A 14,050-nucleotide genomic window follows, 5' to 3' on the forward strand; every position below is an offset into this window, starting at 1 on the left:
TTATATGAAACAAAATAGTAATCAAACTACAGAACGCTGGGGAATTCGCTATACCGGTATAGTTCAAGGGGTCGGATTCCGACCCCTTGTTTCTATGTTGGCCCATTCTCTAGGATTAACAGGTTTTGTATATAATGATAGTCAAGGCGTGTATGTTGAAGTTCAAGGTTTTCTAGGTGAATTGCAGTTATTTTTAGATGCTGTTCAAGAGGAGCAACCTCGTTTATGTCGTATTACTAGTCAAACTGTACAGCATCTTACACTTAATATGCATGAAAGTGATTTTGTTGTGCAGGCATCCCCTTTAGGTGAATCCGTGAGTACCTTTATTAGTGCTGATACTGCGCCTTGTAATGATTGCCTTAAAGAGTTACAACAAGATAAACGTAGAAAGGAATATCCTTTCATCAATTGTACAAATTGCGGACCAAGGTATACGATAATCAAATCTTTGCCCTATGATCGAGAACGGACGACGATGAATGAGTTCCCCATGTGTGAAGATTGTAAGGCTGAATATGAAGATATAGAGGGGCGTCGTTATAGAGCTGAACCAAATGCATGCACTTATTGTGGGCCTTGGTATACTTTATACAAGCCAAATCGCACGGCTGTAGATACGGTAAATGTATGGAATACTACGCGGGAATTGATCAATGAAGGTAATATTATCGCCATAAAAGGTGTAGGAGGGTATCATCTTGTTTGCGATGCTAGAAATGACGCTGCTGTACAACGATTACGTAAGCGGAAGAATAGACCGCATAAACCATTAGCAATAATGGTGGGATCTCTAGATATGGCGATTGAGTTAGTACATATTAACGATGTAGAACTAGATGTATTAACGGGGATGGAACGTCCTATTGTGTTATTAGAAAGGAATCATAATAGTTCTGTTCATTTAAGCTCTTATGTGGCTCCTGATAATCGCATGTTAGGGGTTATGTTACCTTATTCACCAATGCATGAGGTGTTATTACCTTTTGATGCGGCATGGATAATGACCAGTGGTAACAAAAGCGGTGATTCCGTATTATATAACGACGATCAAGCGTTTAATGAACTAGGTGAGGTAGCAGATTATTTCCTCGTTCATAATCGTGAAATCTATGCGCCCCTTGACGATTCAGTGGTAGTGGTCATCAATAATAAACCTCGATTTATTCGTCGCAGTCGTGGTTATGTGCCTGAACCTATTCATTGTGATGGTTTAGAACAAACTTCGATATTAGCTATGGGCAGTGATTTAAAAAATGCTTTTGCTATGAATAAAGGTAGTGAAGTTCTTGTAGGGCCCCATATTGGTGATTTAGAAAATATATCAACTCATGAAACACTAGAATGGACTATTAAACGATATAAGAGCTTATTTTCTGTGCAACCAGATAAAATTATCATAGATAGTCACCCCCAGTTTTTTTCTTCTCGGTTAGGTGAAAAAATAGGTGAAAGTTTCCATCTTTCTGTTGTACCTGTTCAGCATCATCATGCTCATATAGCGTCTGTTATGGCGGAACACAATTTAAGGGGGCTTGTACTAGGGATTGCTATGGATGGTACTGGCTATGGTCCAGATGGAACTATATGGGGGGGAGAATTTCTCCTTTGTAAAGGCAATCAATATCAGAGATTGGCACATATTCATGCAGCTCCATTACCTGGCGGAGAAAAGGCTGTTTCTGAACCCTGGCGACAAGCCTTATGGTATATTCGTAATTATTATGGCGATGATATCCCTTTTGTATATCAAGAATGGATGAAGGAACTTCCAAAGGGATGGGAAATTTTAGATAAAGCATTACAATCTAGAATGCCCATGATTCAAGCTACAAGCTGTGGGCGATTATTTGATACTGTAGGTGCTTTATTAGGTCTTGGTATGGTCCATAGTTATGATGCACAAATTGCCATTGCTTTAGAAACTCTATGTGGTGATGAAAAAGGATCATTACTTACTTACCATTATGATGGACATATTCTTGATTTTACACCTACAGTTCAATCTATTATGGATGGTGTTGTTCGTGGTGAATGTCGAGCTCATTTAGCCGCTTCATTTCATAAAACAATTGCAATAGCACTATGTGAAACGGCGGCAGACTTGATGGAGCGATATAATATTAGTGATGCGGCCATGTCTGGTGGTGTATTTCAAAATCGTAAATTATTAGAATTCATATATAGGACGTGGCATATAGGTAATTTATATATGAATGAAGCAGTTCCTTCTAATGATGGTGGACTTGCTTTAGGACAATTGTGGTTAGGAAATCAATTATAAATTGTCATGCAACTCTTATTCTTAGACAAATTTATTTAGTAATGTTTTGAATATTGTTTAATCCATATGAGTTGTATAGCCAGTTTAAGCTCTAGTTGTTTGTGGCCACTATCACTAAATAATGAGTGTAACTGTGATACAATAATATTAATTTTATTCATATATTTTGGAGATATTTTATTAAAGTAAATGTATATAAAACTTGTTATAAATGATATAGATAAGGAGATACTATGTGCTTAGCTGTACCAGCGCAATTGGTTGCTGTGAATGATGCTATTGGTACCGTTGAATTGACAGGTGCTACCCGTGACTGCAGTTTGCTCCTCGTACCAGATGCAAAGGTCGGGGATTGGTTGTTAGTTCATGCAGGTTTTGCTGTACAAATTGTTGATGAAGAAGAGGCTCAAAAAACATTAGAGGCCTTTAAGGAGTTAGAAGAACTTGAAGAAGCTTACTTTGCAGGAAAAGCAGCACACAGCTGATGCTTTGTTAAGGCGCATCAATGCGCTTCATAAGCCCGGTGAAACTGTACGGCTTATGGAGGTCTGTGGTACGCATACAGTATCGATTTTCCGAGAAGGTCTTCGTCAATTATTGCCATGTGGCATAGAACTTGTTAGTGGACCAGGATGTCCAGTATGTGTAACTGATCAAACTTATATGGATAAGGCTTTAGCCTATGCAGAATGTGAGGATGTTATTATTGCTACCTTTGGGGATATGTTAAAGGTTCCAGGTAGCTATAGTAGTCTCAATGAAGCTCAAACAAAAGGCGCTCATATCCATGTTATTTATACGCCTTTAGAGGTAATAGAACTTAGCAAAAAATATCCAGAAAAGAAAATAGTATTCTTAGCTATTGGCTTTGAAACAACTATTGCGATTATATGTGCTACTGTGAAAGCCGTTCACGCAGCAGGACTTAAGAATGTATTCTTTTTAGTATCTCATAAATTAGTGCCTCCAGCATTACGTGCATTATTAGATAAACAAGAAGGTCATATCGATGGATTTATTCTACCTGGTCATGTTAGCGTTATTATTGGTGAAGAACCATACCAATTTTTGCCCAAAGAATACGGTATCCCATCTTGTATCGCTGGTTTTGATGGCTTAGAAATATTATCTGCCATAGCTAATATTTTAGAGCAACGTAAGTCTGGTAATATTGTGGTGGGCAATACGTATCATTCTGTAGTTATGCAGAAGGGAAACCCTGTAGCCCAAGCTATGATCGAGGAAGTGTATGAAGTATGCGATGATGTATGGCGTGGTATTGGTGTTATTCCTAACTCTGGTTTAGCATTAAAGGGTGAATATGCAGCTTACGATGTAGAGCTTGTCCTACCTATTAACTTAGATAAACCATCCCTTGATCCTAAAGGCTGTCAATGTGGACGTGTTTTGCAAGGCCTTATTAAACCGAGTGAATGTCCGTTATTTGGTAAAAGCTGTACCGCAGATCATCCGGTAGGTGCCTGTATGGTATCTGTAGAGGGTAGCTGTGCTGCATGGTATAAATATGGTTATTCTAGTGGTGGATCGACGTGGGAGGATTAATATGGAACGAGTTCGCTTAGTCCATGGTAATGGTGGACGATTTAGTCATGAGTTGACGGACCGTTTTATTTTGAAATATTTTACAAATGATTTATTGGCGCCCCTACACGATGGTGCCCAGTTTCCTGTTACAGCCGGGCGCATGGCCTTCTCTACAGATTCCTATGTGGTGCAACCTGCGTTCTTTCCTGGTGGTAATATTGGCAAGTTGGCTGTTTGTGGAACTGTGAATGATTTAGCCATGAATGGCGCGATACCTCAATATTTAAGTTGTGGTCTTATTTTAGAAGAAGGTTTGGCCTTTGAAGAGCTAGATGAAATTCTTCGCACTATGTCAGAAATGGCAAAAGCCGCAAATGTTCAAATTGTTACAGGTGATACAAAGGTCGTTAAAAAGGGCGAAGTAGATAAAATCTACATTAATACTGCTGGTATTGGCATGATTCCAGATGGAATAGATATTGGTCCACATCGTGTGAAAGCAGGGCTAGATATCATTTTGTCAGGTGCTATTGGAGATCACTCCATTGCCGTTATGGGGCAACGGTTTGGGTTAGATTTATCTGACTCCTTAACAACTGACTGTGCACCACTAAATAAGATGGTTCAAGCAGTATTAGATAAAGTAGGAACTCAAGTTGCTTTGTTGAGAGATCCCACTCGTGGTGGCCTAGGTACCGTTTTAAAAGAGATCGCTGATCAGAGTCAAGTAGGCATTAAAGTTGAAGAAACGGCCATACCTATTCATGAAGAAGTGCAGTCAGTATGTAATATATTGGGGTATGACCCTTTATATTTAGCGAATGAAGGGAAAGTAGTTCTTATCGTTGAACCATCTGTTACGGACGAAGTTCTCAAGATTCTTCATAGTTTTGAAGAGGGAAGCGAAGCTGTTCTAATTGGTAAAACTTTAGATAAAAATATTGGTAAGGTTGGTCTACAAACGGCTATTGGAGGTGTTCGTTTGATTGATTTATTAGGTGAAGATCAGGTTCCACGAATTTGTTAAATTTATAATTAATAAAAGTAATTAAACTATATCATTTTGTTAATCTTTTTATTTCAATTTTTGAGCTTTCTAGATGTAGCTCGTATTAGATGTTGACACGATTTATCATTGATGATAGCATTAAATTAAGTTGCGTAAAATTCATTAAGAATTCATCGAAAATCTATATTATATTAGTATCTTTATGTGTAAGTTCTTATACTTTCACTAGAATCTATGTATAGAATTTGTTAAAATATAAGTATCTATAGGAGGCTTATTATGAAAAAGAAGATTATTACAGCTGTTCTAGGGATTTGTTTAACTACAACTTCATTTGGTGGTATCTTGACAACTCAAGCTGGTGGACTTAGCAGCATTCTTGGTGGTGCAGCTAAAATTGGTGGTATCGGCATTGTTGTTAACAAATTTGGTCCACAAATTGACTCTTTCCTAAATAAATTATTGAAACAAAATAACTTGAGTACTGAATATACAACTAAAGTAGTTCCTATTATCAGTATTGGTACAAAAGGTTATATCGGTGCTGCTCAAGTTACTGGGCCTGCTTCTAGCATTGAAGAAGTTAAAGCTGTTGCTCAAGTAGAAGGTAGCTTTAATGGTATGGTTCGTGTAAAAGGCTTAGTTCCTGTTGATAGCACAAACCCAGTTGGTGCATCTCGTGTTCAAGGCGTAGGTGTATCTGCGATTATTGATTTGAAAATTTAATGGCCACTGAGCATATAAATTGATAGACTCAGGGAATAAGCACGGTCTTAGGCCCGTGCTTATTCTGTTGTATAACAGTTATACATTAGATACATTGTGGAGGAATTTATGAAGAAACAAGTACTTACACTTTTAATGGCATCCCTAATTTCAGGCCCTGCATTTGCCGCTCCTGGTACAGTAACTGAAAAAACAAATGTTTTAGAAACTACTGTATATGGAACTGTACAAGATGGTGCTGTTGTGGACCGCATTAATCAACTTGATGAAACCGTGTATGGTACTGGTTTCAATGGTAATTCCGCAACATTGAGCAAACGTGTTGACTCCCTCTACAATTCTGTAGAAGGCAGTGGTACTAATATTTCTTTGCGCGAAGAAATGGATGCATTGGAATATACATATCAAAATAGCATTAACGCAGGATCTCTTGTAGACCGTGTAGAAAAGATGGAACGTAGCGTTAATGGTCGCATCGGTAGCGGTTCCTTACAAAAACGTATTATTTCTTTGAAGACAAAGGTATATGGTAGCAATGTGTCTCTTACTAACCAAGTAGGCACATTGTCTGGTAACCAAGTGTTCAAAGTGACTTTAAATGAAGCGGTTTCTTCTAAAACTAGTCGTGAAGGTGATACTGTATCCTTTACTGTTGCAGAAAATGTAATGGATGGCAATGTCTTATTAGTACCTGCGGGCACTGTAGGTTCCGGAACAATTACTTCTTTGAAAAAGGCTCGTTCCTTTGGTCGTAATGGTGCGTTAGATATTATATTTGATACAATCCCAGCTATTGATGGTACAGAATTTACTGCTGTACAAGGTAAAGAGGCTAAGGATAAAACCCGTAGTGAAGTTAAAGCAGCAGGTGCATCTGTAGCGGGCGCAGTTCTACTCGGTCCTGTTGGACTTGTAGGGGGCGCTTTCATCAAAGGTAAAAATATTGAGTACCCAGCTGGTGCTACTGTATATGTACAACCTCAAGATTCCGTAACAATTCAAGGTCTTGTTATTGGTGGCGATGGTTTAGCTCATAGTGATGATGAATTAGCTGATGCTGTAACTGTACCTAATACAACAGGTGAATCTGAAGAATATGTAGAAAATAATGATACTGATGAAAATGCAGCTGTAGCTGAAGATGCTACAGCAGTTGAGGAGCCAGAAGAACCTGTAGAAAATGTTTCTCAACCTATCGTTGTTGTAAAGCGTAATCAATAATTAACAAATTCTTAAAGTAATAGGAGTTCTAGTAACCATGAGGAAACGTAAAGTACAATGGCTGGCAGCGGCATGTGTTATTTGTTTAGCACAACCTGTATGGGCCGCTACTGAGTCAACTATTGTATATCAAGATACATTGGATAGCGTAGGTCAATCCTATGCAGGAGAAATTTCTAAAGCATCTACACCTGAATATAGTAATATCCGTGTTGTACGTCGTGGTGAAAAAGCGAAATCTGCTACTCCTGCTGAACAGTTGCCTACACGTATCGATGCTAACAAAATGTCTTATACTGGCTCTACAGGTGATGTATATGCTCAAGGCGATGTTGTGGTGTCTCAAGGTAATCAAACTTTGATGGCTCCACGTATTGAAGGTAATACTAAAACTACAGAGTATCGTACTGTTGGGGGCTATCGCTATTTGGAAGATGGCGGTAAAACAAAAGATATTACAGGTCAAAATATGACGTATCGCACTAGCGATCGTCACTTTGAGGCGGACCAAGCCATGGGATGGAGCGATCCCTATTATGTAAAAGGCAATAACGCCACTTTTGATGGACAAATAGGCCATATGGAAAAGGGCATGGTAACTACAAAACATGCAATGGCTTTTGTTCATACTCCAGATTATCGTGTGGAGGGTCAAGATATTCAGGTGTATCCTGGTGATAAAGTCGTTATTAAAAAACCATCCTTTTATATTAAAAACTTTAAAGTATTATCCTTGCCATCTTATACGACTTCATTGCGTCATGACAAAGAAGGCAAATTTAGTATTTTTTCCTTAATACCAAAACCTACGTATAGTAACGATGATGGTATTGGCTTACATGGTAGTACAGAATATCCTATTGGTAAAAACGGTGAAGCTTATATTGACTATCGTTGGTATTCTAAATCTGGTTTTAAACCACAGGTGGGATATCGTCATTATTTACCTTGGGGGACTGCTTCTGTTGGTTATAGCAAGGAGTCTAATGAATATAATGATGAAACAGTATGGGTTGAAAAAATAGGTGAAGCTCGTTTGGATACTCATACATATCATGTAGGAAATTCTCCAATTACTGTACGTGGTGGTGTTAATGCTGGTTATTGGAAAGAGGGGTCTGTAAAAGGTTCTCATAAAGAATATTATGCAGAAGTTTCTCATGATCCAATTAAGCTTGGCAAAAATGCTGATTTGCGCTTCTTAGGTGGTTACCAACGTGACTACTATGGCTATGATGGTAGTATCCGTAGCATGCCTTATTGGGGGGCTAGATTCCAATCTAAAGTTGGTAATCGTGCTAATGTATGGGTTAGCTATAATCAACGAAATATTACCTACAATAATTCACCTTATCGTTTTGATACGACAGAGCTTCCAAAAGAGCTTATTTATGGTGGTACCTATAAATTGACTCGCCTTGATGATATTTCTGTAAGTGTTAAGAATAACATGATGAGTGGGGATATTGATTCTGTCTATTATACATGGCATCGTGATTTACACTCCTTCGATATGTATTTAACATATAAAGATGGACATAAAAATAAAAATGATCAATGGAAAATTAAATTTGTAGGTAAAGACTTTTAGTTAGGAGAATACTATGCAACGCATTAGAAAAGCTGTAATTCCAGCAGCTGGTTTTGGTACACGTTTCTTACCAGCTACCAAGGCACAACCAAAAGAAATGCTTCCTATTGTCGATACACCTGCTATCCAATACATTGTAAAAGAAGCTTTAGATTCTGGGATTGAAGAAATTCTAATTATTACAGGTCGTAATAAACGTGCTATTGAGGACCATTTTGATAGTAGTGTTGAATTAGAATTGTTATTACAAAGTCAAGGTAAAAATAAACCATTGGCTATGATCAAGGATTTGGCGGACATTAAAGTTCACTTTATTCGTCAAAAAGCACCTCGTGGACTTGGTGATGCTGTATTGTGTGCAAAAGCATTTATTGGTGATGAGCCATTTGCAGTATTACTTGGTGATGATATTGTTTACAATCCAGAAAATCCATGCTTAAAACAGTTGATTGATTGCTATAATGAGCATCCTGGTATTATTTTAGGCGCTCAATTTGTACCGGAAGATAAAGTTAGTTCTTATGGTATTGTATCTGGTGAAGCATTGGCTGATAATTTATATCGCGTTGATAACTTGGTGGAAAAACCTAAGAAAGAGGATGCTCCATCTCAACTCGCTGTATTAGGTCGTTATATTTTAACACCAGATATTTTTAATATCTTAGAAGCTACTAAGCCTGGTGTAGGTAATGAAGTCCAATTAACTGATGCATTGGCAGCCTCTAAAACGGATACGTATGCATTAGCATATGAAGGTATTCGCTACGATACAGGGGATAAATTGGGCTATTTAAAAGCCACTGTTGAGTATGCATTGCGCAACGAAGAATTGGGTGAAAGCTTTAAAGCTTACCTAAAGGAATTGGATCTAAAATAGATAATCTATGAAACTTCCACGTGAGGGGCCTATGATATGTATCATAGGCTCTTTTTGTTTATAGTTTCAAACTCATTTGATATTTGTTAACATATGAACAATGCCTTTTGTTGACGAATGAAATAATGTTGATTATAATCAAGATATTGAATAAATAAAAGGACTGTGATTATATGAGAACATTATTTAAAGCATTATGTAATAATGATTTGAACCTACCGGGACATAGCGTTATTAAACATATGCATTATGATTCCTCAGGTAGTGATAGAACCGTATGTGAAATTGTATCGAAAGTAGCAAAAACCACCACAATTGGTATTATGGATACGTCTGGCTTCTTAATGGTCGATTTACGACCAGTGCCAAAACAATTTAATATTCGTTCTACTATAAATCAACAGGGAACAGATGGTGCTATATCTTTTTCTAAGGAAGAGGTTATACGATTTGTAAATGATATTAATGATACGAATTCCATCCATCGTGAGAATCCTTATGTTGTTCCTGGCTGCATGATTTTAGAAACGATGTGGGATTTTTGGAATATTAGTAAATCTGCTCTGCAAATGGCGATTTATTTTCATGCACCAGTTATTGCAGATGACAAGGTAACTTTGGTGGAATATCCTGAAGATGCTCATGTAGAAGGTTACATTGGTGATACATTGGCATTTTCGGCTACGTTTTTCGGTGAAAATGAAGATTCATCATCTTTGAAACAAAGATGTATTAGTTAGAGGTAATTATGGAAACAAGACGTTTAACAAAAATGGCTTTATTAACAGCCTTATTATGTATTTCAGCATATATTTCTTTCCCATTGCCATTTAGTCCCGCTATGGTAACGGCTTTGACTTTGGTAGCCACATTAATCGGCTTATTGTTACAGCCTAAGGATGCACTTATCGTATTTATCATTTATATTTTGCTTGGTGCAGTTGGGTTACCAGTATTTGTTGGCGGTACGGCTGGCCTTGGCAAATTGTTGGGACCAACAGGTGGCTTTATTTTTTCTTGGCCAGTTGCATATACATTACTAAGTATATTTAAAGGTTCTAAAAAAAGCTTTTTCTCTTATGCCTGGCGATCTCTTGTGATTACCATTCCTGTAGTGTACCTTTTTGGTGTAGCAGGTTTTATGATTGTTACAAAAACAGAACTTTGGGCGGCCTTGCCTGTAGTCATGTTTCCATTTATTCCTGGAGATATCGTAAAATGTCTGGTTGCTTCTTGGTTAGCAACTAAAGTTAAAATTTAGAATACAATTAAAGTGGCATTCTGCGGGATGCCTCTTTTTTACTTTTAATAGAAGGAGTATATATGTCAGTATATATTCATGGTGGGCTTAGAAGTCCTATCGGCGTTTTAAATGGACAATATAAACATATGAGACCCGAGATTTTAGGCTCTCAAGTAATTGATGAAATAATTAATCGTTATACTATTTCACATATAGATGGAATCTTCTGTGGTAATGCAGTTGGTACCGGTGGTAACCTTGGCCGTCTCATGGGTCTTATGTGTAATTTACCAAATTCTGTGCCTGCTATTACCGTTGATATGCAATGTGCCTCAGCTTTGATGAGTATTGAGATCGCCTATGCACATATTTTGTCTGGTATTATGGATTCCGCTATTGCAGGCGGTATTGAAAGTTCGTCGTTACAGCCAGAGCGAGTGTATGCATCAGGGGATGATCGAAAAGGAACCTATAAGGTAGCTCAATTTACGCCCCAAGATCAATCGCCTTTAGCCATGCTCGAAGGGGCTGAGCGGACTATCCATAAACACAATGTAACAAAGGAAGATTTATATCCACATATTATTGGCAGTCATCAAAGAGCATCAGCTGCTTTAGATAACCCATATTTACAGTCATATATTATACCTATTACTATAGATGGTAAAAGATGTATAGATGAATGTATTCGACCTACGATGAACGAGAAACTCTTGTCTAGGATGAAACCTTTGTTGGGAGCTGACTCTATTACAAATGCAGGCAATGCGTGTTTAACTCATGATGGAGCGGCCTTTGTATATTTATCTAATAAAAAAGGTCCTTTTAAAATTTATAGCGTTAAACCTTGGGCAGGAAATCCTCAGTTTAGTCCGGAGGGCGCTCTTGAAAGTACAGAAGGCATTTTAAAACGTACAGGTTTAACTATGGATGATATTGATGTGGTGGAATGGAATGAAGCTTTTGCCATCATTGATGTTCTTTTTAACAAGGCGTACCCTAATCACATTAAAAAATATAACATGCTTGGAGGTGCCTTAGCTTATGGACATCCCTATGGATGTTCTGGTGCCATATTAGTGCTTCACTGTATGGCTGCTTTAGAATCTTGTGGTGGTCGCTATGGTTTATGTGCTATTGCTGGTGCAGGGGGCACAGGTACGGCTTTAATTATGGAACGCATGTAATATGACAATTATTGAACGCTTACAACAGCATAAAGATTTAGAGCCCCATAAAATGGCTTTAATCGTAGATGACATACAATATACATATGGTGAACTATATGATGCTATTCTATCGGTCGGTATTAATAATACAAGTCGCATTGTAAATCTTACTCAGTCTAAAAAGACATTAAATACTAAGATTCTTTTAATTCAGGAACTGTCGTTTGTTGAACAACTTACACAGTGGCTTGGGGCATTACATAAAGGTAATATTCCTATGGTATGTCACAATGAGATGGATACGGCTTATGTAGATGAGCTAGCTCGTGTTATAGCCTATGAAGGTGTACCGCCATTAGCTGATTTTGGGGTACTTACATCGGGGACTACGGGACAACCAAAACCTTTGTGGAGACGAGAAATATCTTGGCGTGATTTTTTTGATATTCAAAATAATATTTTTCATATAAACAAAGATGTTAAAATCTTTTTACAAGGGAGTTTTAGTTTCACAGGTGTTAGCAATATGGTTATTGCCGCTTTATGGGCTGGAGGGACCGTTGTTACTACGAGTTCATTGCGTCCTAGTAGATGGATACAGCTCATAGAGGAATACAATGTAGACCATATATATGCATTACCAACAAAACTACGATTATTGGTACGACACTGTAAAAGTAATTTATCATCTATTAAATATATAACTGCAGGATCTCAAGTTCTAGATCGACAATTAATGGAACAGTTACAACATATATGTCCTGATATGGAGTTTATCTTGTACTATGGCGCATCAGAGCTTAACTATATAACGTATTGTACAGGTAAGGAATGGCTAGAGCGAGAAGGTACGGTGGGGAGACCATTCCCAACCATACAGATAGCAGAGACTGATAATGTTATTTATGTGACCACAAAATATCATATTGAAGGGATTCCTAATACATATACTGTAAATGATTGTGGATATATCGATAGCGATGGTTATCTAATGTTTAATGGGAGAGCAGGCGACGTAATCAATAAAGGGGGATATAAAATTTCTATTCCAGAGATGGAATTGTATTTACAATCCTTACAAGGGGTTTCCGAGGTTGCTATAATTGATATTACTGATGAGATACGAGGGGAGGACTACGTAGTTTATATGGTGCTAGATGGTGAGGCTAGATTGAATGAAGTTATAGACTTTATTCATAATAAAAGGCCTTCTGTGGAGTGGCCAAAAGCTATAATAGAAGTTCCTATGCTACCCCTTACGGAATGCTCAAAAGTTGATAAACGAAAGCTAAAAGAGTGGTATAATAAAGGGTAAACATTTTTTGTACTACAAGGAGGCATCATGCAGATTAATAAGGCGGTGCTAGAGATTTTCGACTTTACATCCTCGTTAGCTGTATATTCTGAACATGAATTAAAGGTTGGGGATCAAGCTATACAAGATTATATAGCAAATCATGTAGTTAAGGCTTTTAAAGATCCAGGGGCTAGAACCGGAACCTTACATGATGCGAGCCCTGTGGGCAAACAATTATTAGATTATAAAAATGGAGAGCTTAAGTTTATTGATTTATGTAAGAATTTAGGTGAAAGCTTATTTTCATACATGAAACAAGCTACTGATTCTGTTGTTATTGATACAATTATCTGTGAAGCCGTTACGGATACGCCTTATGTTTGTATTCTTTTGTGTCAAGCTCATGATGCTTTTACCCATCAATTATTCAGTGAAGATGATGGTACATTGGCTACAGAACTTGTTTCCCATAAGGCAGTATTACCTATGCCATCACAAAAATTACGGTCCTTTGCATCTATTAATCTCTCTGATTTTAGTGTTCGTATTTTTGAACCTAAAGGTGAATTTGATGGTGAGGTATCCTATATCCTAGCAGATAAGGTCTTGCAATTAGGGACTAATCAATCCTCGCGAGATACGGTGAGAAAGGTAAAAGCTATCGTAGATAAGGTGGCTCAAGCTCATGAGTCTGATGGCGTTGTTGAGTTGACAACCGCTAAATCTATGATTGCTAAAAATGCAGAAGTATCAGATACCGTTGATCCTGTTCGTATTGTAGAAGAGGTATTTAAAGCGAATCCTATTCAACAAGAGGCGGCAAAAAAAAATTAGCTGATGCGGATATGCTACGTCCTTTGCCAGTCAATCGTGAGTTTGCCACGAAGGTTGGAGAGCATCATAAGATTAAAACAGATACAGGTATTGAGATTTCATTTCCTGTAGAATATATGAAAAATCGTGAGTTTATTGAGATAAAAACTAATGATGATGGTACTTTGCGTATTGAATTAAAAAATATTAATAAAATCGTAAATAAATAGTAATGAAAAATTATATTTGTCTATAGAAATATATTATGTAATGAT

Annotated in this window: 12 protein-coding genes and 1 pseudogene; all 13 read left to right on the top strand. The window is 37.4% G+C overall.

Going from position 1 to position 14,050, the window contains the following annotated elements:
* Nucleotides 1–4 precede the first annotated feature (4 nt).
* Nucleotides 5–2,284, top strand: a complete 2,280-nt coding sequence (gene hypF / locus DW000_RS00220; protein WP_120054611.1) for a carbamoyltransferase HypF — start codon at nt 5–7, stop codon at nt 2,282–2,284.
* A gap of 233 nt (nt 2,285–2,517) precedes the next feature.
* Nucleotides 2,518–2,769: a HypC/HybG/HupF family hydrogenase formation chaperone gene (locus DW000_RS00225; RefSeq protein WP_012864153.1), complete on the top strand. Its 252-nt coding sequence runs from the start codon at nt 2,518–2,520 to the stop codon at nt 2,767–2,769.
* The gene (gene hypD / locus DW000_RS00230; protein WP_120054612.1) at nt 2,729–3,847 is read left to right on the top strand and encodes a hydrogenase formation protein HypD; all 1,119 of its coding nucleotides are present in this window, start codon (nt 2,729–2,731) and stop codon (nt 3,845–3,847) included. The genes DW000_RS00225 and hypD overlap by 41 nt, the downstream gene beginning before the upstream one ends.
* Before the next feature lies 1 nt (nt 3,848).
* Nucleotides 3,849–4,856 carry a hydrogenase expression/formation protein HypE gene (hypE, locus tag DW000_RS00235; protein WP_077708299.1) on the top strand — a complete coding sequence of 336 codons (1,008 nt, stop codon included), beginning with the start codon at nt 3,849–3,851 and terminating at the stop codon, nt 4,854–4,856.
* A 261-nt stretch (nt 4,857–5,117) separates the two neighbouring features.
* Nucleotides 5,118–5,564, top strand: a complete 447-nt coding sequence (locus DW000_RS00240; RefSeq protein WP_120054613.1) for a hypothetical protein — start codon at nt 5,118–5,120, stop codon at nt 5,562–5,564.
* Nucleotides 5,565–5,672: 108 nt separating this feature from the next.
* Complete coding sequence (locus tag DW000_RS00245; protein WP_120054614.1) at nt 5,673–6,785, top strand: hypothetical protein; 1,113 nt, start codon at nt 5,673–5,675, stop codon at nt 6,783–6,785.
* Between the two features lie 37 nt (nt 6,786–6,822).
* On the top strand, nt 6,823–8,376 hold the full coding sequence (locus DW000_RS00250) for an organic solvent tolerance protein OstA (RefSeq protein ID WP_120054615.1): 1,554 nt from the start codon (nt 6,823–6,825) through the stop codon (nt 8,374–8,376).
* Between the two features lie 13 nt (nt 8,377–8,389).
* Nucleotides 8,390–9,253 (top strand): UTP--glucose-1-phosphate uridylyltransferase GalU, encoded by an 864-nt coding sequence (gene galU, locus DW000_RS00255; protein WP_060918985.1) that lies wholly within the window; start codon nt 8,390–8,392, stop codon nt 9,251–9,253.
* A 173-nt stretch (nt 9,254–9,426) separates the two neighbouring features.
* Nucleotides 9,427–9,993, top strand: a complete 567-nt coding sequence (locus tag DW000_RS00260) for a hypothetical protein (protein WP_120054616.1) — start codon at nt 9,427–9,429, stop codon at nt 9,991–9,993.
* A gap of 8 nt (nt 9,994–10,001) precedes the next feature.
* A complete protein-coding gene (locus tag DW000_RS00265; RefSeq protein WP_004693338.1) occupies nt 10,002–10,514 on the top strand; it encodes a biotin transporter BioY in 513 nt (170 codons plus the stop codon).
* A gap of 62 nt (nt 10,515–10,576) precedes the next feature.
* Nucleotides 10,577–11,683, top strand: a complete 1,107-nt coding sequence (locus DW000_RS00270; protein ID WP_120054617.1) for an acetyl-CoA C-acyltransferase — start codon at nt 10,577–10,579, stop codon at nt 11,681–11,683.
* A gap of 1 nt (nt 11,684) precedes the next feature.
* On the top strand, nt 11,685–12,980 hold the full coding sequence (locus DW000_RS00275; protein ID WP_120054618.1) for an AMP-binding protein: 1,296 nt from the start codon (nt 11,685–11,687) through the stop codon (nt 12,978–12,980).
* Between the two features lie 27 nt (nt 12,981–13,007).
* Nucleotides 13,008–14,005, top strand: a pseudogene (locus tag DW000_RS00280) (nucleoid-associated protein).
* Nucleotides 14,006–14,050: the final 45 nt, after the last annotated feature.

The organism is Veillonella sp. AF36-20BH (assembly GCF_003602765.1).
GTDB classification, from domain to species: Bacteria; Bacillota; Negativicutes; order Veillonellales; family Veillonellaceae; genus Veillonella; species Veillonella hominis.

Bases quoted from the DNA above. Each gene is read 5' to 3' on its own strand.
- galU (WP_060918985.1), top strand. From the start codon at position 8,390: ATGCAACGCATTAGAAAAGCTGTAATTCCAGCAGCTGGTTTTGGTACA.
- DW000_RS00225 (WP_012864153.1), top strand. From the start codon at position 2,518: ATGTGCTTAGCTGTACCAGCGCAATTGGTTGCTGTGAATGATGCTATT.
- DW000_RS00240 (WP_120054613.1), top strand. From the start codon at position 5,118: ATGAAAAAGAAGATTATTACAGCTGTTCTAGGGATTTGTTTAACTACA.
- DW000_RS00270 (WP_120054617.1), top strand. From the start codon at position 10,577: ATGTCAGTATATATTCATGGTGGGCTTAGAAGTCCTATCGGCGTTTTA.
- hypE (WP_077708299.1), top strand. From the start codon at position 3,849: ATGGAACGAGTTCGCTTAGTCCATGGTAATGGTGGACGATTTAGTCAT.
- DW000_RS00245 (WP_120054614.1), top strand. From the start codon at position 5,673: ATGAAGAAACAAGTACTTACACTTTTAATGGCATCCCTAATTTCAGGC.
- hypF (WP_120054611.1), top strand. From the start codon at position 5: ATGAAACAAAATAGTAATCAAACTACAGAACGCTGGGGAATTCGCTAT.
- DW000_RS00260 (WP_120054616.1), top strand. From the start codon at position 9,427: ATGAGAACATTATTTAAAGCATTATGTAATAATGATTTGAACCTACCG.
- DW000_RS00265 (WP_004693338.1), top strand. From the start codon at position 10,002: ATGGAAACAAGACGTTTAACAAAAATGGCTTTATTAACAGCCTTATTA.
- DW000_RS00250 (WP_120054615.1), top strand. From the start codon at position 6,823: ATGAGGAAACGTAAAGTACAATGGCTGGCAGCGGCATGTGTTATTTGT.
- DW000_RS00275 (WP_120054618.1), top strand. From the start codon at position 11,685: ATGACAATTATTGAACGCTTACAACAGCATAAAGATTTAGAGCCCCAT.